An 18,856-nucleotide genomic window follows, 5' to 3' on the forward strand; every position below is an offset into this window, starting at 1 on the left:
CGGCACGGCGAGAGCACGCACCTGACGCCGCCCGGCCGCCCTGCGGGCGAACGACGCGACTTGCGGACACGACCTAGGCGGCCGCCACGACCAGCAGGCCCGTCGCCGCCACGAGGGCACACCCGAGGACACACCAGGCCGCCAGCCGCAGGCGCAGCGTCCGGTACCTGTTCTCGTAGGCCAGCCGCAGTTCCTCGGCGCGCCGCGCCGTGCGCCGCCAGGAGGTGCGGGCCAGCGTCAGGTACTCCGCCTCGAACTGCCGCTCGAGGTCCTCCCGCTGGGTGTCGGTGAGCCAGTCCAGCCGCGCGGCCAGCCGGGTTGCCGCCGCGCGGCCCTCCGCGCGTGCGGCGGCGAGCAGCAGATGGCCCTCGATCTCCCGGACCAGCGTCCGGCCGTCGTCGGCGGTCATCGCGCGGTCAGCTCCCGTTCCGGCGCCGGGAAGCGCGGATGGTGCAGGTCGAACGCCGGGGACTCGCTGCGGATCCGCGGCAGGGCGAGGAAGTTGTGCCGCGGCGGCGGGCAGGACGTCGCCCACTCCAGCGAACGGCCGTAGCCCCACGGGTCGTCCACGCCGACGGGCTCGCCGTACCTGGCCGTCTTCCACACGTTGTAGAAGAACGGCAGCATCGAGGTGCCGAGCAGGAAGGAGAAGACCGTCGAGACGGTGTTGAGCGTGGTGAGCCCCTCGACCGCCAGGTAGTCCGGGATCCGGCGCTGCATCCCGTTCACGCCCAGCCAGTGCTGGACCAGGAAGGTGCCGTGGAAGCCGACGAACAGCGTCCAGAAGGTGATCTTGCCCAGGCGCTCGTCCAGCATCCTGCCGGTCATCTTCGGCCACCAGAAGTGGAAGCCCGCGAACATCGCGAAGACGACGGTGCCGAAGATGACGTAGTGGAAGTGGGCGACGACGAAGTAGGTGTCGGAGGTCGGGAAGTCCAGCGGTGGCGAGGCCAGCATGACCCCGGTCAGTCCGCCGAAGACGAACGTCACCAGGAAGCCCATCACCCAGAGCATCGGCGTCTCGAAGGAGAGGCTGCCGCGCCACATGGTGCCGATCCAGTTGAAGAACTTCACACCGGTCGGGACCGCGATCAGGAAGGTCGTGAAGGAGAAGAACGGCAGCAGCACACCGCCGGTGACGTACATGTGGTGCGCCCACACCGTCACGGACAGACCGGCGATCGCGATGGTCGCCGCGACCAGGCCCATGTAGCCGAACATCGGCTTGCGGGAGAAGACCGGGATGACCTCGGAGATGATGCCGAAGAACGGCAGGGCGATGATGTACACCTCTGGATGGCCGAAGAACCAGAAGAGGTGTTGCCACAGCAGTGCGCCGCCGTTGGTCGCGTCGAAGACGTGCGCCCCGAACTTGCGGTCCGCCTCCAGGGCGAACAGCGCGGCCGCCAGGACCGGGAAGGCCAGCAGCACCAGCACGGCGGTCAGCAGCACGTTCCACACGAAGATCGGCATGCGGAACATGGTCATGCCCGGAGCGCGCATGCAGATGATCGTGGTGATGAAGTTGACCGCGCCGAGGATGGTGCCGAAGCCGGAGAAGGCCAGACCCATGATCCACAGGTCGGCGCCCAGACCCGGGCTGCGGACCGCGTCCGACAGCGGGCTGTAGGCGAACCAGCCGAAGTCGGCCGCGCCCTGCGGGGTGAGGAAACCGCCGACCGCGATGGTCGAGCCGAACAGGTACAGCCAGTAGGCGAACATGTTCAGCCGCGGGAACGCCACGTCGGGCGCGCCGATCTGCAGCGGCATGATCCAGTTCGTGAAACCGGCGAACAGCGGCGTCGCGAACATCAGCAGCATGATCGTGCCGTGCATCGTGAACGCCTGGTTGAACTGCTCGTTCGACATGATCTGCAGGCCCGGACGGGCCAGCTCGGCGCGCATCAGCAGCGCCATCACGCCGCCGATCAGGAAGAACGCGAACGAGGTGACCAGATAGAGCGTGCCGATCGTCTTGTGGTCGGTGGTCGTCAGCCACTTGACCACGACGTTACCGGGCTGCTTGCGCCTGACCGGCAGCTCGTTCTCGTACGAGTCCTCAGCTGCCGCGGCACCCTGGGGTTCGTTGAGGATGCTCACAGGTTGTTCGTCTCCCGGTTCTTCTCGTGGCTCGTCTGCGCGATGCCGGCGGGAATGTAACCGGTCTGCCCCTTCTTGGCGAGGTCCTTGAGGTGCTGCTGGTAGCGCTCGGGGGAGACGACCTTCACGTTGAACAGCATCCGGGAGTGGTCGACGCCGCAGAGCTCCGCGCACTTGCCGAGGAAGGTGCCCTCCTTGTTGGGGGTCACCTCGAAGGCGTTGGTGTGGCCCGGGATGACGTCCTGCTTCATCAGGAACGGCACCACCCAGAAGGAGTGGATGACGTCACGCGAGGTCAGGACGAAGCGAACCTTCTGCCCCTTGGGGAGCCAGAGGGTCGGGCCCGGGTTGCCGGTCTGCGGGTTCCGGGTGCCCGGCGTACCGACGTCGTAGACACCGCCGGCGTTGGCCGGGAAGGCGTCCTTGAACCGGTCCGGAATGGCGGACAGGTTCGGGTCGGTCTTGGCGTTGCCGGTCGAGCCGGGAACGTTCTCGATGTAGTTGAAGCCCCAGCTCCACTGGAAGCCGACCACGTTGACCGTGACGTCCGGCTTCTTGGAGAGGCTCAGGAGCTTCGTCTCGTCCCGGGCCGTGAAGTAGAACAGCACCGAGATGATGATGATCGGGACCACCGTGTACAGGGCCTCGATCGGCATGTTGTACCGGGTCTGCGGAGGAACCTCGACCTTGGTGCGGCTGCGCCGGTGGAACATGGCGCTCCACAGGATCAGGCCCCACACCAGCACGCCGACGGCGAGCGCAGCCGCCCAGGAACCCTGCCACAGGGAGAGGATCCGCGGAGCCTCTTCCGTGGTCGGGGTGGGCATACCAAGGCGGGGGAAGTCTTCCCAGTTGTACGAGCAACCGGTGGCTGTCGCCAGGACCAGGCCCGCGGTCAGTGCCTGCAGCAGCTTCCGCCGCATCGGGCGCCGCGGCGAGCGGTCGGAGCCGTTGGGACTCACGTAGCGCCTTCCCGAGAGTCTCGCCCGCGCTGTACGGCTGCGGCCTTCTCGCTGGTCGGTCGCCGCCCTGCGTCGGGCAGGGGTTTGGATGTTTATGCGGACCAAACCCTAGCCGACGCTCTTCGAGGGTTCGCGGGGAGGGTGCCATACGCGCTGCGGGTCACTCGAAAGCGCCTGGCGCCCCGAGTGGTTTCGGTGCGTTTGTGGCTGCTGGACCTGCGTCGTGGCTGGTCGCGCCCCTCGGCGCGGCCGCGGATGAACACAGCCTCGCACCCCTGAGGTCACTCGCCCCGCCGGAGTTCTAACGTTGCTGTGTGGCTTACTTCGACGCGGCCTCCGCCGCTCCCCTCCATCCCGTCGCCCGGCAGGCGTTGTTGGCCTCGCTCGATGACGGGTGGGCCGATCCGGCTCGGCTCTACCGGGAGGGGCGGAAGGCGCGGATGCTGCTCGACGCGGCCCGGGAGGCGGTGGCCGAGGTCGTGGGGTGCCGGGCGGACGAGGTGGTCTTCGGCCCCTCCGGGACGTGGGCCGTGCACACGGGTGTCGCCGGGGCGTTGGCCGGGCGGCGGCGGGTGGGGCGCCACCTGATCGTGTCAGCCGTCGAGCACTCGTCGGTCCTCCATTCGGCTGAAGCGTTCGAGGCGGAGGGCGGTTCGGTCCACCGGGTGGCCGTGAACCGGGCCGGGGCGGTGGATCCGTCGGCCTATGCCGCCGCTCTGCGGCCGGACACCGCCCTGGCCTGCCTCCAGTCGGCCAATCACGAGGTCGGGACGGTGCAGCCGGTTGTCGAGGTGGCCGAGGCGTGCCGGGCAGCCGGGGTGCCTTTGCTGGTGGACGCCGCGCAGTCGCTGGCGTGGGGGCCGGTCGAGGGCGACTGGTCGCTGCTGGCGGGCAGCGCGCACAAGTGGGGCGGCCCCCCGGGCGTCGGACTGCTGGCCGTGCGCAAGGGGGTGCGGTTCGCGCCGCAAGGGCCGGTGGACGAGAGGGAATCGGGGCGGGCGCCCGGGTTCGAGAACCTGCCGGCGATCGTGGCGGCGGCCGCCTCCCTGCGGGCGGTGCGGGCCGAGGCGGCTCAGGAGGCGCTGCGGCTGCGGGAGCTGACGGAGCGGATCCGGGCCCGGGTGCCGCGGCTGGTGGGGGATGTCGAGGTGGTGGGCAATCCGGAGCGACGGCTGCCCGGGATCGTCACCTTCTCCTGTCTCTATGTCGACGGAGAGGCGCTGCTGCACGAGTTGGACCGAGAGGGCTTCTCGGTGTCGTCCGGGTCCTCCTGCACCAGCAGCACGCTGACGCCCAGCCATGTGCTGAGGGCGATGGGCGTGCTGAGCGAGGGGAACGTGCGCGTGTCGCTGCCCGCGGGGACGGCGGAGGACGACGTGGAGCGGTTCCTGGAGGTGCTGCCCGGGGTGGTGGCGGGCGTCCGGGAGAAGCTGGGGGCTCCGGCGGCCGCGCCCGTGACGGCCGTACGGGCGGAGGAACTACTGGTCGACTCCCTCGGCAAGCGCTGCCCGATCCCGGTCATCGAGCTGGCCAGGGTCTTCGGGGAGGTGCCGGTGGGCGGGACGGTCCGGGTCCTGTCGGACGACGAGGCGGCCCGCCTGGATATTCCGGCCTGGTGCGAGATGCGGGGCCAGGAGTACGTGGGCGAGGAGCCCGCGGAACGGGGCTCGGCCTATCTGGTCCGCCGGGTGAGCTGACGAGGGGGCGGGAGACCCGCCCCCTCCTTCGTGCGAGCGCTCAGCCGAGGTGGGCGCGCACCTCTTCGGCCGCGTCGTGCCCGTACGCCTTGGTGAACCGCTCCATGAAGTGGCCCCGGCGCAGCTGGTACTCCTGGGTGCCGACCGTCTCGATGACGAGCGTCGCCAGCATGCAGCCGACCTGCGCCGCGCGCTCCAGGGAGACGCCCCAGGCCAGACCGGAGAGGAAGCCGGCCCGGAAGGCGTCGCCGACGCCCGTGGGGTCGGCCTTGCGCTCCTCCTCCGCGCAGCCGACCTCGATCGGGTCCTCGCCGGAGCGTTCGACGCGGACGCCGCGCGAGCCGAGGGTGGTGACCCGGTGGCCGACCTTGGCCAGGATCTCCGCGTCCGACCAGCCGGTCTTGGACTCGATCAGGCCCTTCTCGTACTCGTTGGAGAACAGGTACGTCGCGCCGTCCAGCAGTATCCGGATCTCCTCGCCCTCCATGCGGGCGATCTGCTGCGAGAAGTCGGCGGCGAAGGGGATGTTCCGGGACCGGCACTCCTCCGTGTGGCGGAGCATGGCCTCCGGGTCGTCGGCGCCGATCAGGACCAGGTCCAGGCCGCCGACGCGGTCGGCGACGGTCTTCAGCTCGATGAGGCGGGCCTCGCTCATCGCACCGGTGTAGAAGGAGCCGATCTGGTTGTGGTCGGCGTCGGTGGTGCACACGAAGCGGGCGGTGTGCAGGGTCTCGGAGATCCGGACCGACTCGGTGTCCACGCCGTGGCGGTCCAGCCAGGAACGGTACTCGTCGAAGTCGAAGCCGGCGGCCCCGGCGAGGATCGGCTTCGTGCCGAGCTGGCCCATGCCGAAGGCGATGTTGGCGCCGACGCCGCCCCGGCGGACGTCCAGGTTGTCGACCAGGAAGGAGAGCGAGACCGTGTGCAGCTGGTCCGCGACGAACTGGTCGGCGAAACGGCCGGGGAAGGTCATGAGGTGGTCGGTGGCGATGGAGCCGGTGACTGCGATGCGCACGGCGTGGACTCTCCTGTGGAGTTAAGAGGGGGCGCGCGATAGCGCTCGTTGGAAGAGGCTGACAGTTCACGCTACCCGGTTGGCGCGGGACGCTGAAGCAGGCAAAACTACCTGATAGTAGGTCTTTCTTCGTCGCTCCCACGTGCATACGGTGCCGCCATGACGAACCTCAAGGTCCACACGCCCGCTCCGGCCGATCTCGAAGGCGACCTCGCCTCGCTGCGCGGGGACTGCGCCCGGATGGCCCCGCACTGGGCACCGCCACGGCACGCCGGCTCCCGTCCGGTGCCGCCGTCGCTGATCCACGGGGTGACGGTGCCGGCGCGGTCCGCGCGGCTGCTGGACGCGATGTCCGACTACGGCGACTGAGCCGGGCGCGCGCGGGCGGGAACCGTGCGCTCCCCTGGCGCGTCCCATCGGCGTTCCCCCCTGCCGGGGACGCGGGACACGAGCCAGCGAGGAGCGATGCGGTGAACACCGAGCGACCCGAGAACCCCGAGGATCCCAGGGACTCCGCCGAGCCGGGGGTCTCCGGTGGCGGAAGGGCCGGGACCGGCGAGGCGGCGGACGGCGCGGCCGGTGAGACCCGTGCGGCGGCCGACAGGGATGCCGGTGACGACCGCGCGACGGCCGACGAGGACGCCGGCGGAATCGGCGCGGCGGCCGACGCTGACGCCGGTGACGCCCACGCAAAGGCCGACAAGGGCGCCGGCGGAATCGGCGCGGCGGCCGACACGGACGCCGGTGACGCCCACGCAAAGGCCGACAAGGGCGCCGGCGGAATCGGCGCGGCGGCCGACGCTGACGCCGGTGACGTCGGCCCGGCGGGCGACGGGGACGGCGGCGAGTGGGCCCGGCGGGGCCGCTCGCGGGCGGTGATCGTCTCGGTCGCCGCGGCCGTACTGCTGGTGGGTGGCGGGGGCGCGTACCTCGCCGCCGCCGGCGGCGGTTCCGGCCAGCGTGCGGACGCCGGCGCGCCCGGTGGGGGCGCGACTCCCTCGCCGCTCCACCTGGACGGGTGGACACGGGGAGGTACGGAGGGCATCGCGCCCGGGGAGCCGAATCCGTACGGCGCGACCTATGTGGCGGTGGGCGAGCTGCCGGACGGCCCCGGCTCGGCACCGGTGTACGAGCCCGGGGGCGAGGTCGGCAGGGAGCGGGTGGCCCGGCTGGCCGAGGCGCTCGACGTCGACGGGGCGCCGGTGGCCGAGGGGCGCGGCTGGCGGGTCGGCGGGAAGGACGGGTCCGGGCCGGTCCTGCGGGTGAACCGGGACGCGCCGGGCGACTGGACCTACAGCCGGTACGCGCCCGGCACCGACAACTGCCGGAAGGTGACCGTCTGCGCACACGACCCGGCCGCTCCGGCCGCCGACCCGGTGAGCGTGGCCGCCGCCGAGAAGGCGGCGGCGCCGGTACTGAAGGCGCTCGGCCAGGACGACGCCAAGATCGACGCGAGTCAGGTCATGGGCGCGCAGCGGGTGGTCAATGCCGATCCGGTGGTGGGCGGTCTGCCCACCTACGGCCTGACGACCGGCCTGACCGTGGACGCCAAGGGCGAGCTGGTCGGCGGCCACGGGCAGCTCGCGGCGCCGGTCAAGGGCGACACGTACCCGGTGCTCGGCGCGGCCAGGACGCTGGAGCTGATGAACAAGGGGCCGAAGAGCACCCACCGCATGGGGATCGGCGGCTGCGCCAGCCCGGTGCCGCTGAAGGACCGTGACGAGCAGCCGTGCGGCGGGTCGACGGCGGTGCCGAAGGCGGCGGACGAGATGAAGGTGGGGAAGGCGGTGTTCGGGCTGGCCGCCCGCTCGTCCGGCGGCCGTCAGGTGCTGGTGCCGGCATGGCTGTTCGAGGTGCGGGGCGCGACGGCGGGCGGCGCCTTCACGGTGGCGTACCCGGCCGTCGACCCGAAGTACCTGGTCGAGCAGTCCCCGGCCACCGACCCCGGCACGGCGACCTCGCCGGGCGGGCCGGCGACCTCGAAGCCGGGCGCGACGACCAGGAGCGTGAAGGCCGACGGTTACAGCACCGACGGCCGTGAGCTGAGTGTGAGCTTCACGGGCGGGGTGTGCTCGGAGTACCGGGCGGCGGCGAAGGAGAGCGCGGGCCGGGTGACCGTGACGGTGACGGAGCGGTCGCGGCCGGGCGAGATGTGCGTCGCCATGGGCAAGCTGTACACGAAGCGCGTGCACCTCGACGCCCCGCTCGGCGGCCGTGAGGTGGTCGGCAGCGACGGCCGGCGGCTCCCCGAGGTGAAGCGGGCGGAGCCGCGCGCACACAACGCCCGCTGAGACCCGTACCACTCGGCGGCGCACGGAGCGCGACGGACGAAGCGGCGGCCCCCAGGAGAGGGGGCCGCCGCTTCGTCCGTCAGGCCGTGGCCGGTTCAGCTGAAGGAGTCGCCGCAGGCGCAGGAGCCCGTCGCGTTGGGGTTGTCGATCGTGAAGCCCTGCTTCTCGATCGTGTCCACGAAGTCGACGGTGGCGCCGCCGAGGTACGGAGCGCTCATGCGGTCGGTGACGACCTTGACCCCGCCGAAGTCCTTCACCACGTCGCCGTCGAGCGAGCGCTCGTCGAAGAAGAGCTGGTAGCGCAGGCCGGAGCAGCCGCCGGGCTGGACGGCGACACGCAGGGCGAGGTCGTCGCGGCCTTCCTGGTCGAGCAGGGCCTTGACCTTCGACGCGGCGGCGTCGGTCAGGATGATGCCGTCGGTGACGGTGGTGGTCTCGTCCGATACGGACATCTACATCTCTCCCGGGTTGTACGGAGACTGCTTGCCGACGAGTGCAACCGGCGTTTCCGCGGATTCATTCCGGGCCGGGCATTCGCGTGGTCGCGTTTCTGGTTGTCTCTTCATGCTCGCACACGCGCGTGGACACGGACAGCGGCCCGTGGAGCGACCCGGGCGGGATTCACGTCACATGGACACTATGGACGTCGTCAAAGTGACGTGAAGCGGCTATGATAGATAGCGTCAGTTAGACGAAAAGTAGAAAGGGTGCGTGTCGTGACCACCGCCCAGACCCAGGAGCTCGACGTACAGCCGACTCCGCTCGCCCTGCTGCTGCTCGGCCGCGAGGCCGACCCGAAGAGCGAGCGGGGTGTCGAGTGCCCCGGCGACCTGCCCTCGCCGTCCGACCCGGACCTGGTGGCGCGTGCCCGCGCGGCCAAGGAGAAGCTCGGGGACAAGGTCTTCGTGCTCGGCCACCACTACCAGCGCGACGAGGTCATCCAGTTCGCGGACGTCACGGGCGACTCCTTCAAGCTGGCCCGGGACGCGGCCGCGCGCCCGGAGGCCGAGTACATCGTCTTCTGCGGTGTGCACTTCATGGCCGAGTCGGCGGACATCCTGACGTCCGACGACCAGAAGGTGGTCCTGCCCGACCTGGCGGCCGGCTGCTCCATGGCCGACATGGCCACCGCCGAGCAGGTCGCCGAGTGCTGGGACGTGCTGACCGAGGCGGGCGTGGCCGGCCAGGTGGTGCCCGTCTCGTACATGAACTCCTCGGCGGACATCAAGGCGTTCACCGGCAAGCACGGCGGCACCATCTGCACCTCGTCCAACGCGAAGCGGGCCCTGGACTGGGCCTTCGAGCAGGGCGAGAAGGTGCTCTTCCTGCCCGACCAGCACCTGGGCCGCAACACCGCGGTACGGGACATGGGCATGTCCCTGGACGACTGCGTGCTCTACAACCCGCACAAGCCGAACGGCGGGCTGACCGCCGAGGAGCTGCGCGCCGCGAAGATGATCCTCTGGCGCGGTCACTGCTCGGTGCACGGCCGCTTCAGCCTGGACTCGGTGAACGACGTCCGGGAGCGCATCCCGGGCGTGAACGTCCTCGTCCACCCCGAGTGCAAGCACGAGGTCGTGGCCGCCGCCGACTACGTCGGCTCGACCGAGTACATCATCAAGGCGCTCGAGGCTGCCCCGGCCGGATCCAAGTGGGCCATCGGCACCGAGCTGAACCTGGTCCGTCGCCTGGCGAACCGTTTCGCTCCCGAGGGCAAGGAGATCGTCTTCCTCGACAAGACGGTCTGCTTCTGCTCGACCATGAATCGCATCGACCTGCCCCACCTGGTCTGGGCCCTGGAGTCCCTGGCCGAGGGCAACCTGGTCAACCGGATCGAGGTCGACCGGGAGACGGAGGCGTTCGCCAAGCTCGCCCTGGAGCGGATGCTGGCGCTGCCGTAACGGTTCACCGGCAGACAGCGGGGCCCGGCCCACGGAGAACGTGGACCGGGCCCTTTCGTTCGCTCACACGCCCGCGGGCTCCAGCACCTCGGACTCGGGCTCCCGCTTGGCCGCCTTCTTCTTCGCGCGCCGTTCCTTGCGGAGTTCGAGCATCGCGTAGAGCGTCGGGACCAGGAGGAGGGTCAGCAGGGTCGAGCTGATCAGGCCGCCGATGACGACCACCGCCAGCGGCTGGGCGATGAAGCCGCCCTCGCCGGTGACGCCCAGGGCCATCGGGAGCAGGGCGAAGATGGTCGCCAGCGCCGTCATGAGGATCGGGCGCAGCCGGTGCCGGCCACCCTCGATCACGGCCTCCACGACGCCGTGGCCCTGCCTGCGGTACTGGTTGATCAGGTCGATCAGCACGATCGCGTTGGTCACCACGATGCCGATCAGCATCAGCATGCCGATCATGGCCGGCACGCCCATCGGGGTGCCCGTGGCCACCAGCAGGCCGATCGCGCCCGTGGCCGCGAACGGGACGGACACCAGCAGGATCAGCGGCTGGACCAGCGAGCGGAACGTCGCCACCAGCAGCATGAAGACGATCGCGATCGCCGCCAGCATGGCCAGACCCAGGTTCTTGAACGCGTCGTCCTGGTCGGAGGAGACACCGCCGATCTCGGCCCTGGCGCCCGCCGGGAGCTTCAGGTCCTTGATCCGCGACTGGAGCTGGGTGCTGACGGCACCGGTGTTGTCACCGGTCGGCCGGGCCGTGACGGTCGCGGCGCGCTGACCGTCGATGCGGGTCATCGACACCGGGCCGTCCACCAGCTTGACGGTGGCGACGTCACCGAGCTTCACCGGGCCGAGGCGCAGCGCCTTGAGCTGGGCGAGGGTGGTGGCGGGCTTGGCCGACTTCACGACGACGTCGCGCTCGGTGTCGTCGAGGACCGCCTTCGCGGCCGTCGTGCCGCGCACGGCCTGTGCGACGGCGGCGCCCAGCTTCTGGTCGTCGAACCCGGCCGCGGCCGCCCTGGAGTTGGCCTTGACCGAGATCCGCGGCACGCTCTGGGCCAGATCGCTGGTGACGTCGGTGACGTCGTCCAGGCCGGCCACGGTGGAGCGGACCCGCTCGGCGGCCTCGCGCAGCGCCCCGGAGTCGGAGGCCTTCACCACGACGCTGAGGTCCTGGCTGCCGAATCCGTCGCCGGCGGAGACCGTGGTCGTACCGATGCCGTCGAGCTTCTTCAGGCCGTCCTCGAGGTGCTTCTGCACGTCGTCGTAGGACGCCGAGTCCTTCAGCATGACCTGATACGACGCCTGGTTGGTGTCGGTGCCGCCGCCGAAGGCCGCCATGAAGCCGGAGGAGCCGACGGTGACCTGGTAGTCCTTGACGCCCTCGGTGGAGGCGAGAAGCTTCTCCACCCTCTTCGCCTGCGCGTCCGTCGCGGCGAGGCTGGTGCCGGGCTTCAGCTTCTGCTTGACCGTGAGGACCTCCTGCTCGCCCTGGTCGAAGAAGTTCGTCTTCAGCAGTCCGGACATGCCGAACGTGACGGCCAGCACGGCCACCGCGATCAGCACGCTGGTGAGCCGGCGACGGGTGGCGAAGCGCAGGACGGGGACGTAGAAGCGCTGGAGGCGGCTCCTCGCCTCCTTCTCCTCGGCCAGCCGGCGCGCCTCGTCGGCGTCCTCGGGGGTGCCCTTGGGCGCGCGCAGGAACCAGTACGACAGGACCGGCACGACCGTGAGCGACACCAGCAGGGAGGCGAGCAGGGCCGCCGTCACGGTGATGCTGAACGAGCCGAACAGGGCGCCCACCATGCCGCCGACCAGGCCGATCGGCAGGAACACGGCGACCGTGGTGAGGGTCGAGGAGGTGACCGCACCGGCCACCTCGCGCACCGCCTCGATAATGGCCTCCCGGCGCTCCTCGCCGTAGCCGAGGTGCCGCTTGATGTTCTCCAGGACCACGATCGAGTCGTCGACGACCCGGCCGATGGCGATGGTCAGCGCGCCGAGCGTGAGCATGTTCAGCGACAGGCCGCGGGTCCACAGCACGATGAGCGCGAGGACCACCGACAGCGGGATGGACACCGCCGTGACCAGTGTGGAGCGGATCGAGGCCAGGAACACCAGGATGATCAGGACCGCGAAGAGCAGGCCCAGCGCGCCCTCCGTGGTCAGGCCCTTGATGGATTTGGACACGGCCGGGCCCTGGTCGCTGACGACCGTGAGCTCGGCACCCGAGCCGAGGTCCGCCCGCAAGCCGGGCAGCTTGTCCTGGACCGCGTCGGAGATGGAGACCGCGCTGCCGTCGTGGTCCATGGTGACGTTGACCGCGAGGCTGGGCCGGCCGTCGGTGCGGGTGATGGAGTCCGCCGGAGCCGGCCGCTGCTTCACGGTGGCCACGTCACCGAGGCGCACGGGCTTGTCCACGCCCTCGCCGCCGACCCGGAGGTCCTGGATCTGCTTCAGCGAGGTGAAGCCGCCGCCGACCTGGACGGTGCGGTTGGCGCCGTCCTCGTCGAAGGAGCCGGCCGGCACGGTCGCGCCGCCCGCCTGCAGGGCCTGGCCGAGGGCGGCGGAGGTGAGCCCCGCCTTCGCCAGCTTCGCGTCGTTCGGGGTGACGGCGATCTGCAGGTCCCGCGCGCCGGTGATCTGGACGCGGCCGACGCCGTCGATGTCCTTCAGCGCCGGCACGACGGTGGTGTCGAGCTGGTCGGCGAGGGCCTGCTGGTCCTTGTCGGAGGTGACGGCGAGGACCACGGTCGGCATGTCGTCCGTGGAGCCGGAGACGACCTGCGGGTCGACGTCGTCCGGAAGCTGGTTGCGGGCCCGGTTGACGGCCTGCTGGACGTCGGAGACGAGCCGCTTGGTGTCGTTGCCGTAGTCGAAGGACGCCATGATCACGGCGTTGCCCTCGCTCGCGGTGGAGGTGACCGCGGTGACACCGTCGACGCCCTGGAGGTTGTTCTCGATGGGCTCGACGACCTGCTTCTCGACGACGTCGGGCGAGGCGCCCTGGTACGGCGCGATGACCGACACCATGGGCAGTTCGATGGTGGGCAGCAGTTGCTGCTTGATCTGCGGTATCGCGATCAGCCCGAAGACGAGCGCGATGAGCGACATCAGGCCGATCAGGGCCCGTTGCGCGAGGCTGAACCTCGACAGCCAGGACATGGGTCAGGGGTCTCTCTTCTGTGAGCGGCAGAAGCTGCTGCGGGGCGCGGACGAGCGCCCACCCCACCACCTTGGGCCATGCCGGAAGGCGGTTCCGTAGCCCCCAGGTCCATTTCCTTATCCGGTGCCTACTCCGCGCGCAGTACGCGCGGGTGGAGGTCAGTCCATCCTCGGACGTACCAGGCCCGACTCGTACGCGATGACGACGAGCTGCGCCCGGTCCCGGGCGCCCAGCTTGGCCATGGCCCGGTTGACGTGCGTCTTCACGGTCAGCGGGCTGACCTCGAGGCGTTCGGCGATCTCGTCGTTGGAGTGGCCGCCGGCGACCTGCACCAGGACCTCGCGCTCCCGGCCGGTGAGCGCGCCGAGCCGCTCGGAGCGGGCCGGGTCGCGACCGTCGTCGTCGCCCTGGGCGAGGAAGCGGGCGATCAGGCCCTTGGTGGCGGCCGGGGAGAGCAGCGCCTCGCCGCCGGCGGCCACCCGGATCGCGTTCAGCAGCTCCTCGGGTTCGCTGCCCTTGCCGAGGAAGCCGGAGGCGCCGGCGCGCAGCGACTGCACCACGTAGTCGTCGACCTCGAAAGTGGTCAGTATGACCACGTGGACCCGGGCGAGGGCGGGGTCGGCGCTGATCAGGCGGGTGGCGGCGAGGCCGTCGGTGCCGGGCATGCGGATGTCCATGAGGACGACGTCGGGGTCCCGCTCCGAGGCCAGCCGGACCGCCTCGGCGCCGTCGGAGGCCTCGCCCACCACCTCCATGTCGGGCTCGGAGTCGACCAGCACCCGGAACGCGCTGCGCAGCAGCGCCTGGTCGTCTGCGAGCAGGACACGGATCGTCATGCGGTCTCCCCCGGAGCCGTCGTACGGGTCGTGACCGGCAGGATCGCATGGACGCGGAAGCCTCCGCCGTAGCGGGGCCCGGTGGTCAGGGTGCCGCCGACGGCGGTGACCCGCTCCCGCATGCCGAGCAGTCCGTGCCCGCCGCCGTCCCCGGGCTCACCGTCCGCGCCCGCGCCGTCGTCGACCACGGTGACCTCGATGTTCCCGCCGACGCGTACGACGCTGACCTCGGCCCTGACCTCGGTGCCCGCGTGCTTGCGGACGTTGGTCAGGGCCTCCTGGATGCACCGGTAGGCGGCCAGGTCCACGGCGGCCGGGAGTTCGGTGCCGTGGTCGGTGCGGGCCACCTCGACCGGGAGTCCGGCGCTGCGGAAGGTGCCGGCGAGTTCGTCGAGGCGGCTGAGGCCCGGGGCGGGCTCGGTGGGTGCCTCCGGGTCGCCGGACTGGCGCAGCAGGCCGACGGTGGCGCGCAGTTCGTCGAGCGCGCTGCGGCTGGCCTCGCGGACGTGGGCGAGCGCCTCCTTGGCCTGGTCGGGCCGCCGGTCCATGACGTGCGCGGCGACTCCGGCCTGCACGTTGACCAGCGCGATGTGGTGGGCGACGACGTCGTGCAGATCGCGGGCGATGCGCAGCCGCTCCTCGGCGACCCTGCGGCGAGCCTCCTCCTCACGGGTCCGCTCGGCGCGTTCGGCGCGCTCCCGGATGGCCTGCACGACGGCGCGGCGGCTGCGTACCGCGTCCCCGGCGGTGGCGCCGATGCCGGTCCAGGCGAGCAGGCCCAGGTTCTCCTGGGCGTACCAGGGCAGGGGGCCGGCGAGCATCGCGGCCGCGGTCAGCACGGTCATGGTGAGCAGGCCGACGCGCCAGGTGGTGGTGCGGTCGGTGGTCGCGGCGACGGTGTACAGGGCGACGACGGCGGCCATCGCGACCGGGGCGCGCGGGTCTCCGGTGAGGCACTCGACCAGGGAGATGGTGCCGGTGACGGCGAGGACGCCCTTCGGGAAGCGGCGGCGCAGGACCAGCGCGGCGGCGGCGAGGACCATCAGGACGAGGCCGAGCGGGTCCGGGGAGCGGATGCCCCAGGTGACGCCGTTCGCGCCGCGGGGCACCGCGAAGGAGCCGGCGACCATGCACGCCAGCACGCCCGCCGCGATGGCCGCGTCCAGCGCGAGGGGGTGGGCCTTGAGGCTGCACCGGGCGCGTTCGAGAGTGCTCACCCGCTGAACAGTACGGGGCCGGACGGGGGCCGGAACACAGCGAGGCGCGGCTCACCCGCCGCCGGCCGTCGACCGGTGTTCGCGGCGCGTACGGCGGCCGGACGCCCTGCGTTGGCCGTACATGCTCAACGTTCTCGTCGGCATGCGCGCCGGCCCGGCCGGATGCCTCCTGTCGACGAAAGGCAGTCCCCTGTGCGCGCTTCCTTCCTCTGGCCCGCCGCGGCCCTCGCACTCGCCTCGGCCACAGCCCCGGTCACGCCCGCGCAGGCCGTCACCTACGGCACGCCGACGATCAAGCTGTCGTCCGCCTATCTGTCCGGCGCGGTCGGCGCCACCGGCGACCCGACGGTCGCGGTGGCCGTCGCGCAGAGCGGCGCGGACGCCTCCGCGCTGACGGTGACGGCGACGAAGAGCACCCGCACCACCGTGACGGCCGCCTCCGACGTGCGGGTCACGGGCACCGGCGGCGCCCGTACCGTCTCGGTGACCGCGCACGCCCAGGGCTACGCCGACCTCACGCTGAAGGTGACGGGGCTCGGCGGGAAGACGGCCACCACGACCCTGCACTACGCGGCCTCCCCCGCCGTCCAGCGCCCGGCCGACACCCGGTACCTGACCGGTGCCTCGGACGCCTCCGCCGCCGTGGACGTGGGCGGCGGCTACGTGGTGGTAGGCAACGACGAGGACAACACGCTGCGCCTCTACGACGGCTCGGTCTCCGGCGCTCCGGTGCGGACCTGGGACCTCGACGGTGCCCTGGGCGCCGACAAGGAGGTCGACATCGAGGGCGCGGCGCGCGTCGGCGACACGATCTACTGGACCGGTTCGCTGGGCAACAACAAGGACGGCGTGTACAAGGCGGACCGCGACACCGTCTTCACCACGACGGTCTCCGGGTCGGGCCCCGCCACCGGGCTCACCTTCGGTACCGCCGGGCACCGGCTGCGCGACGACCTGGTGGCCTGGGACCGGGCGAACGGCGACCGGTACGGCTTCGCCGCCGCGACGGCGGACGGGCAGACCCCCAAGCAGGTGGACGGCTTCAACGTGGAGGGCCTGGAGTTCGCGCCGGGCTCCACCACCACCGCCTACGTCGGCTTCCGCGCCCCGCTGGTACCGTCGCTGCCGGGCGGCAGGGCGCTGATCGTACCGGTGACCGACATGGACCAGGTGGCCAAGGGCGCCCGGGCGACCGTCGGAACGCCGATCGAGCTGGACCTCGGCGGTCTGTCCGTACGGGACCTGCGCCGCGACGACAAGGGTCAGTTCCTGATCCTGGCCGGCTCCTGGGCGGCCGACGACAACAGCGACCCGTACGCCCTGTACACCTGGGACGGCGTGGCCGGGCACCAGCCGGTGAAGAGGCTGGACCTGCCCACCTCGGACGCGGGCGGCTGGGAGTCCGTCGTCTCCGTGCCCGACCTGGACGCATCCGGCGCCCGGGTGCGGCTGATCACCGACGACGGGGCCGCCGATCTCTACGGCGACGGCACCGAGGCGAAGGACCTCACCCACCCGGAGTGGCAGAAGTCCCGCTCCACCTGGTTCCCGCTGGACTGACCGCGGGGCGGTCCGGCCCCGGGGCTGCCTGACCCCGGGGGCTCCCGGCCGCCCCGGGCTGCGCCGGGGCGGGCTCAGCCCGGGATCAGGCCGTCGTCGCCGAGCAGTCCCCGGACCTCCTCCAGCGTCGCCTCCGGGGACGGGAGGATCAGGTCCGAGGGTTCCAGGGCGTCGTCCGGGAGCGGGGTGCCGAGGCGACGGACGGCGTCCAGCAGGGTGGAGAGCGTGCGGCGGAAGCCCGCCTCGTCGCCGCCCTCCATCTCCGCGAGCAGTTCGTCGTCCAGCTTGTTCAGCTCGGTGAAGTGGGCGTCGTCCAGCTTCACCTGGCCCTCCCCCATGATCCGTACGATCACGTCGGCCTCCTCGGCTCGGGGTCCCGGCGCCGGACTACTGCTTGTCGAAGCGCGGGGTGTCCTGCGGCTGCTGCTGGGACTGCGCCTGGCCGGTGCCGCCCTCGAGGGCCTGCTGCGGGGAGCCCCCGGCCAGCTCGGCCTTCATGCGCTGCAGTTCCAGCTCCACATCCGTACCACCGGAGAGCCGGTCCAGCTCGGCCTGGATGTCGTCCTTGGCCATGCCGGAGGGGTCGTCGAGGGCACCCGAGGCGAGCAGTTCGTCGATGGCGCCGGCCCGGGCCTGAAGCTGGGCGGTCTTGTCCTCGGCGCGCTGGATGGCGAGGCCGACGTCGCCCATCTCCTCGGAGATGCCGGAGAAGGCCTCCCCGATGCGGGTCTGGGCCTGGGCGGCGGTGTAGGTGGCCTTGATGGTCTCCTTCTTCGTCCGGAAGGCGTCCACCTTGGCCTGCAGCCGCTGGGCCGCGAGGGTGAGCTTCTCCTCCTCGCCCTGGAGCGTGGAGTGCTGCGTCTCGAGGTCGGTGACCTGCTGCTGGAGGGCGGCGCGGCGGGACAGCGCCTCGCGGGCCAGGTCCTCACGGCCCAGCGCGAGCGCCTTGCGGCCCTGGTCCTCCAGCTTGGTGGACTGCTGCTGCAGCTGGTTGAGCTGGAGTTCCAGACGCTTGCGGGAGGTCGCCACGTCGGCGACCCCGCGGCGCACCTTCTGCAGCAGCTCGAGCTGCTTCTGGTACGAGTAGTCGAGGGTCTCGCGCGGGTCCTCGGCCCGGTCAAGGGCCTTGTTCGCCTTCGCGCGGAAGATCATCCCCATACGCTTCATGACACCGCTCATGGGCTTCGCGCGCCCCCTTCTGACGGACTCCAGCTCACCGATCCAGCGACAGAACCCACAGTACGGGCCCTGACTCCATTACCGCACTGTTCGGGGACCGATGCGCTCATCCCCAAGGACGACTGCGGACCCCGCCACTCCGGCGTGAGGAGTAGGTGATCCCCGGGGCGGCCGCTCGGGCCCTTCCGGTGACCTCCGGGTGAAGCGTCCGCGACGTCCCCTCTGTCCACCTACAGACGTCCGGTGTTGCCGGATCGTTCCCGGCCGGGCTGGGGTCCATGCCGGTGAAGCCCGTACCCTTGGGTTTTGTGTTCCGTAGCCGTGCCAAGGAAGAGAAGGCGTCCGCCGACAAGGCGGCCGTGAACTTCTCCAAGCAGCCCCGTGACCCGCAGGCCCCCAAGGGCAGGCCCACTCCCAAGCGCAGTGAGGCCCAGTCCCAGCGCCGCAGCGTCGCCAACACGCCGACGACCCGCAAGGACGCCGCCAAGCGTCAGCGCGAGGAGCGCCGTCAGGCGCTGGACCGGCAGCGCCAGGCCCTGGCGGGCGGCGACGAGCGGTACCTGCCGGCCCGCGACAAGGGCCCGGTCCGCAGGTTCGCGCGCGACTGGGTGGACTCGCGGTTCAACATGGCGGAGTTCTTCCTGCCCTTCGCCGTGGTGATCCTGGTGCTGAGCGTGGTGCGGGTGCCGTCGATCCAGGCGCTGGCGCTGTGGCTGTGGGCCGTGGTCATCGTGCTGATCGTGGTGGACGCGGTGATCAGCGGCTTCCGGCTGAAGAAGCGGCTGGCCGAGCGCTTCCCCGACCAGAACCGCCGGGGCGCGGTCGCCTACGGCCTGATGCGCTCGCTGCAGATGCGCCGGCTCCGGCTGCCGAAGCCGCAGGTCAAGCGCGGAGAGCGGCCCTGAGCGCTGAGGCTTTCACCGGGGATGCGGCCG

General features: G+C 71.3%; 16 protein-coding genes. 6 read left to right on the top strand and 10 right to left on the bottom strand.

Features of this window, described 5'->3' with window-relative positions; genetic code table 11:
* Nucleotides 1-73: 73 nt before the first annotated feature.
* The 3 genes from ACZ6B1_RS04005 to ctaC are packed head-to-tail and all read right to left on the bottom strand — an operon-like array spanning nucleotide 74 to nucleotide 3,062.
* Nucleotides 74-409, bottom strand: coding sequence for a hypothetical protein (locus ACZ6B1_RS04005; protein ID WP_468774722.1), 336 nt, complete (start codon nucleotides 407-409; stop codon nucleotides 74-76).
* On the bottom strand, nucleotides 406-2,100 hold the full coding sequence (gene ctaD / locus ACZ6B1_RS04010) for an aa3-type cytochrome oxidase subunit I (RefSeq protein ID WP_468774724.1): 1,695 nt from the start codon (nucleotides 2,098-2,100) through the stop codon (nucleotides 406-408). The genes ACZ6B1_RS04005 and ctaD overlap by 4 nt, the downstream gene beginning before the upstream one ends.
* A complete protein-coding gene (gene ctaC, locus ACZ6B1_RS04015) occupies nucleotides 2,097-3,062 on the bottom strand; it encodes an aa3-type cytochrome oxidase subunit II (protein ID WP_468774726.1) in 966 nt (321 codons plus the stop codon). The genes ctaD and ctaC overlap by 4 nt, the downstream gene beginning before the upstream one ends.
* A gap of 314 nt (nucleotides 3,063-3,376) precedes the next feature.
* On the opposite strand from ctaC, the gene ACZ6B1_RS04020 reads away from it, so the two are divergent.
* A complete protein-coding gene (locus ACZ6B1_RS04020) occupies nucleotides 3,377-4,759 on the top strand; it encodes an aminotransferase class V-fold PLP-dependent enzyme (RefSeq protein WP_468774728.1) in 1,383 nt (460 codons plus the stop codon).
* A 40-nt stretch (nucleotides 4,760-4,799) separates the two neighbouring features.
* On the opposite strand, the gene ACZ6B1_RS04025 is transcribed toward ACZ6B1_RS04020, so the two are convergent.
* Nucleotides 4,800-5,774, bottom strand: a complete 975-nt coding sequence (locus ACZ6B1_RS04025; RefSeq protein WP_468774730.1) for a carbohydrate kinase family protein — start codon at nucleotides 5,772-5,774, stop codon at nucleotides 4,800-4,802.
* A 159-nt stretch (nucleotides 5,775-5,933) separates the two neighbouring features.
* On the opposite strand from ACZ6B1_RS04025, the gene ACZ6B1_RS04030 reads away from it, so the two are divergent.
* Both ACZ6B1_RS04030 and ACZ6B1_RS04035 read left to right on the top strand, forming a co-directional pair.
* The gene (locus tag ACZ6B1_RS04030) at nucleotides 5,934-6,143 is read left to right on the top strand and encodes a hypothetical protein (protein ID WP_468774732.1); all 210 of its coding nucleotides are present in this window, start codon (nucleotides 5,934-5,936) and stop codon (nucleotides 6,141-6,143) included.
* A gap of 101 nt (nucleotides 6,144-6,244) precedes the next feature.
* Complete coding sequence (locus ACZ6B1_RS04035) at nucleotides 6,245-8,065, top strand: hypothetical protein (RefSeq protein ID WP_468774733.1); 1,821 nt, start codon at nucleotides 6,245-6,247, stop codon at nucleotides 8,063-8,065.
* 95 nt (nucleotides 8,066-8,160) lie between these two features.
* Here ACZ6B1_RS04035 and ACZ6B1_RS04040 read toward each other — a convergent pair whose 3' ends face one another.
* Nucleotides 8,161-8,517 carry a HesB/IscA family protein gene (locus tag ACZ6B1_RS04040; protein WP_061919812.1) on the bottom strand — a complete coding sequence of 119 codons (357 nt, stop codon included), beginning with the start codon at nucleotides 8,515-8,517 and terminating at the stop codon, nucleotides 8,161-8,163.
* Between the two features lie 264 nt (nucleotides 8,518-8,781).
* Here ACZ6B1_RS04040 and nadA point away from each other — a divergent pair, with 264 nt between their 5' ends.
* Nucleotides 8,782-9,966, top strand: a complete 1,185-nt coding sequence (gene nadA / locus ACZ6B1_RS04045; protein WP_468774734.1) for a quinolinate synthase NadA — start codon at nucleotides 8,782-8,784, stop codon at nucleotides 9,964-9,966.
* Between the two features lie 63 nt (nucleotides 9,967-10,029).
* On the opposite strand, the gene ACZ6B1_RS04050 is transcribed toward nadA, so the two are convergent.
* From ACZ6B1_RS04050 to ACZ6B1_RS04060, 3 genes are all read right to left on the bottom strand, one after another.
* Nucleotides 10,030-13,128 (bottom strand): efflux RND transporter permease subunit, encoded by a 3,099-nt coding sequence (locus ACZ6B1_RS04050; protein WP_468774736.1) that lies wholly within the window; start codon nucleotides 13,126-13,128, stop codon nucleotides 10,030-10,032.
* 159 nt (nucleotides 13,129-13,287) lie between these two features.
* Nucleotides 13,288-13,965, bottom strand: a complete 678-nt coding sequence (locus tag ACZ6B1_RS04055; protein ID WP_468774738.1) for a response regulator — start codon at nucleotides 13,963-13,965, stop codon at nucleotides 13,288-13,290.
* A complete protein-coding gene (locus ACZ6B1_RS04060; RefSeq protein ID WP_468774739.1) occupies nucleotides 13,962-15,182 on the bottom strand; it encodes a sensor histidine kinase in 1,221 nt (406 codons plus the stop codon). Before ACZ6B1_RS04060 ends, ACZ6B1_RS04055 begins: the two co-directional genes overlap by 4 nt.
* A gap of 162 nt (nucleotides 15,183-15,344) precedes the next feature.
* Here ACZ6B1_RS04060 and ACZ6B1_RS04065 point away from each other — a divergent pair, with 162 nt between their 5' ends.
* Nucleotides 15,345-16,742 carry a DUF3616 domain-containing protein gene (locus tag ACZ6B1_RS04065; RefSeq protein ID WP_468774741.1) on the top strand — a complete coding sequence of 466 codons (1,398 nt, stop codon included), beginning with the start codon at nucleotides 15,345-15,347 and terminating at the stop codon, nucleotides 16,740-16,742.
* A 74-nt stretch (nucleotides 16,743-16,816) separates the two neighbouring features.
* Here the strand turns inward: ACZ6B1_RS04065 and pspAA are convergent, their stop codons facing one another.
* Together pspAA and ACZ6B1_RS04075 are read right to left on the bottom strand one after the other, a co-directional pair.
* A complete protein-coding gene (pspAA, locus tag ACZ6B1_RS04070) occupies nucleotides 16,817-17,095 on the bottom strand; it encodes a PspA-associated protein PspAA (protein WP_468774743.1) in 279 nt (92 codons plus the stop codon).
* Nucleotides 17,096-17,129: 34 nt separating this feature from the next.
* Nucleotides 17,130-17,921: a PspA/IM30 family protein gene (locus ACZ6B1_RS04075; RefSeq protein ID WP_468774744.1), complete on the bottom strand. Its 792-nt coding sequence runs from the start codon at nucleotides 17,919-17,921 to the stop codon at nucleotides 17,130-17,132.
* 278 nt (nucleotides 17,922-18,199) lie between these two features.
* Here ACZ6B1_RS04075 and ACZ6B1_RS04080 point away from each other — a divergent pair, with 278 nt between their 5' ends.
* Nucleotides 18,200-18,826: a DUF3043 domain-containing protein gene (locus ACZ6B1_RS04080; protein WP_468774746.1), complete on the top strand. Its 627-nt coding sequence runs from the start codon at nucleotides 18,200-18,202 to the stop codon at nucleotides 18,824-18,826.
* Nucleotides 18,827-18,856 lie beyond the last annotated feature (30 nt).

This window comes from Streptomyces sp. NPDC041129, assembly GCF_055592265.1.

Coding starts and splice junctions, on each gene's coding strand:
- ACZ6B1_RS04005 (WP_468774722.1), bottom strand. CDS start 409: ATGACCGCCGACGACGGCCGGACGCTGGTCCGGGAGATCGAGGGCCAT.
- ACZ6B1_RS04030 (WP_468774732.1), top strand. CDS start 5,934: ATGACGAACCTCAAGGTCCACACGCCCGCTCCGGCCGATCTCGAAGGC.
- ACZ6B1_RS04040 (WP_061919812.1), bottom strand. CDS start 8,517: ATGTCCGTATCGGACGAGACCACCACCGTCACCGACGGCATCATCCTG.
- ACZ6B1_RS04050 (WP_468774736.1), bottom strand. CDS start 13,128: ATGTCCTGGCTGTCGAGGTTCAGCCTCGCGCAACGGGCCCTGATCGGC.
- ACZ6B1_RS04055 (WP_468774738.1), bottom strand. CDS start 13,965: ATGACGATCCGTGTCCTGCTCGCAGACGACCAGGCGCTGCTGCGCAGC.
- ACZ6B1_RS04065 (WP_468774741.1), top strand. CDS start 15,345: ATGCCTCCTGTCGACGAAAGGCAGTCCCCTGTGCGCGCTTCCTTCCTC.
- ACZ6B1_RS04075 (WP_468774744.1), bottom strand. CDS start 17,921: ATGAGCGGTGTCATGAAGCGTATGGGGATGATCTTCCGCGCGAAGGCG.
- ACZ6B1_RS04080 (WP_468774746.1), top strand. CDS start 18,200: ATGCCGGTGAAGCCCGTACCCTTGGGTTTTGTGTTCCGTAGCCGTGCC.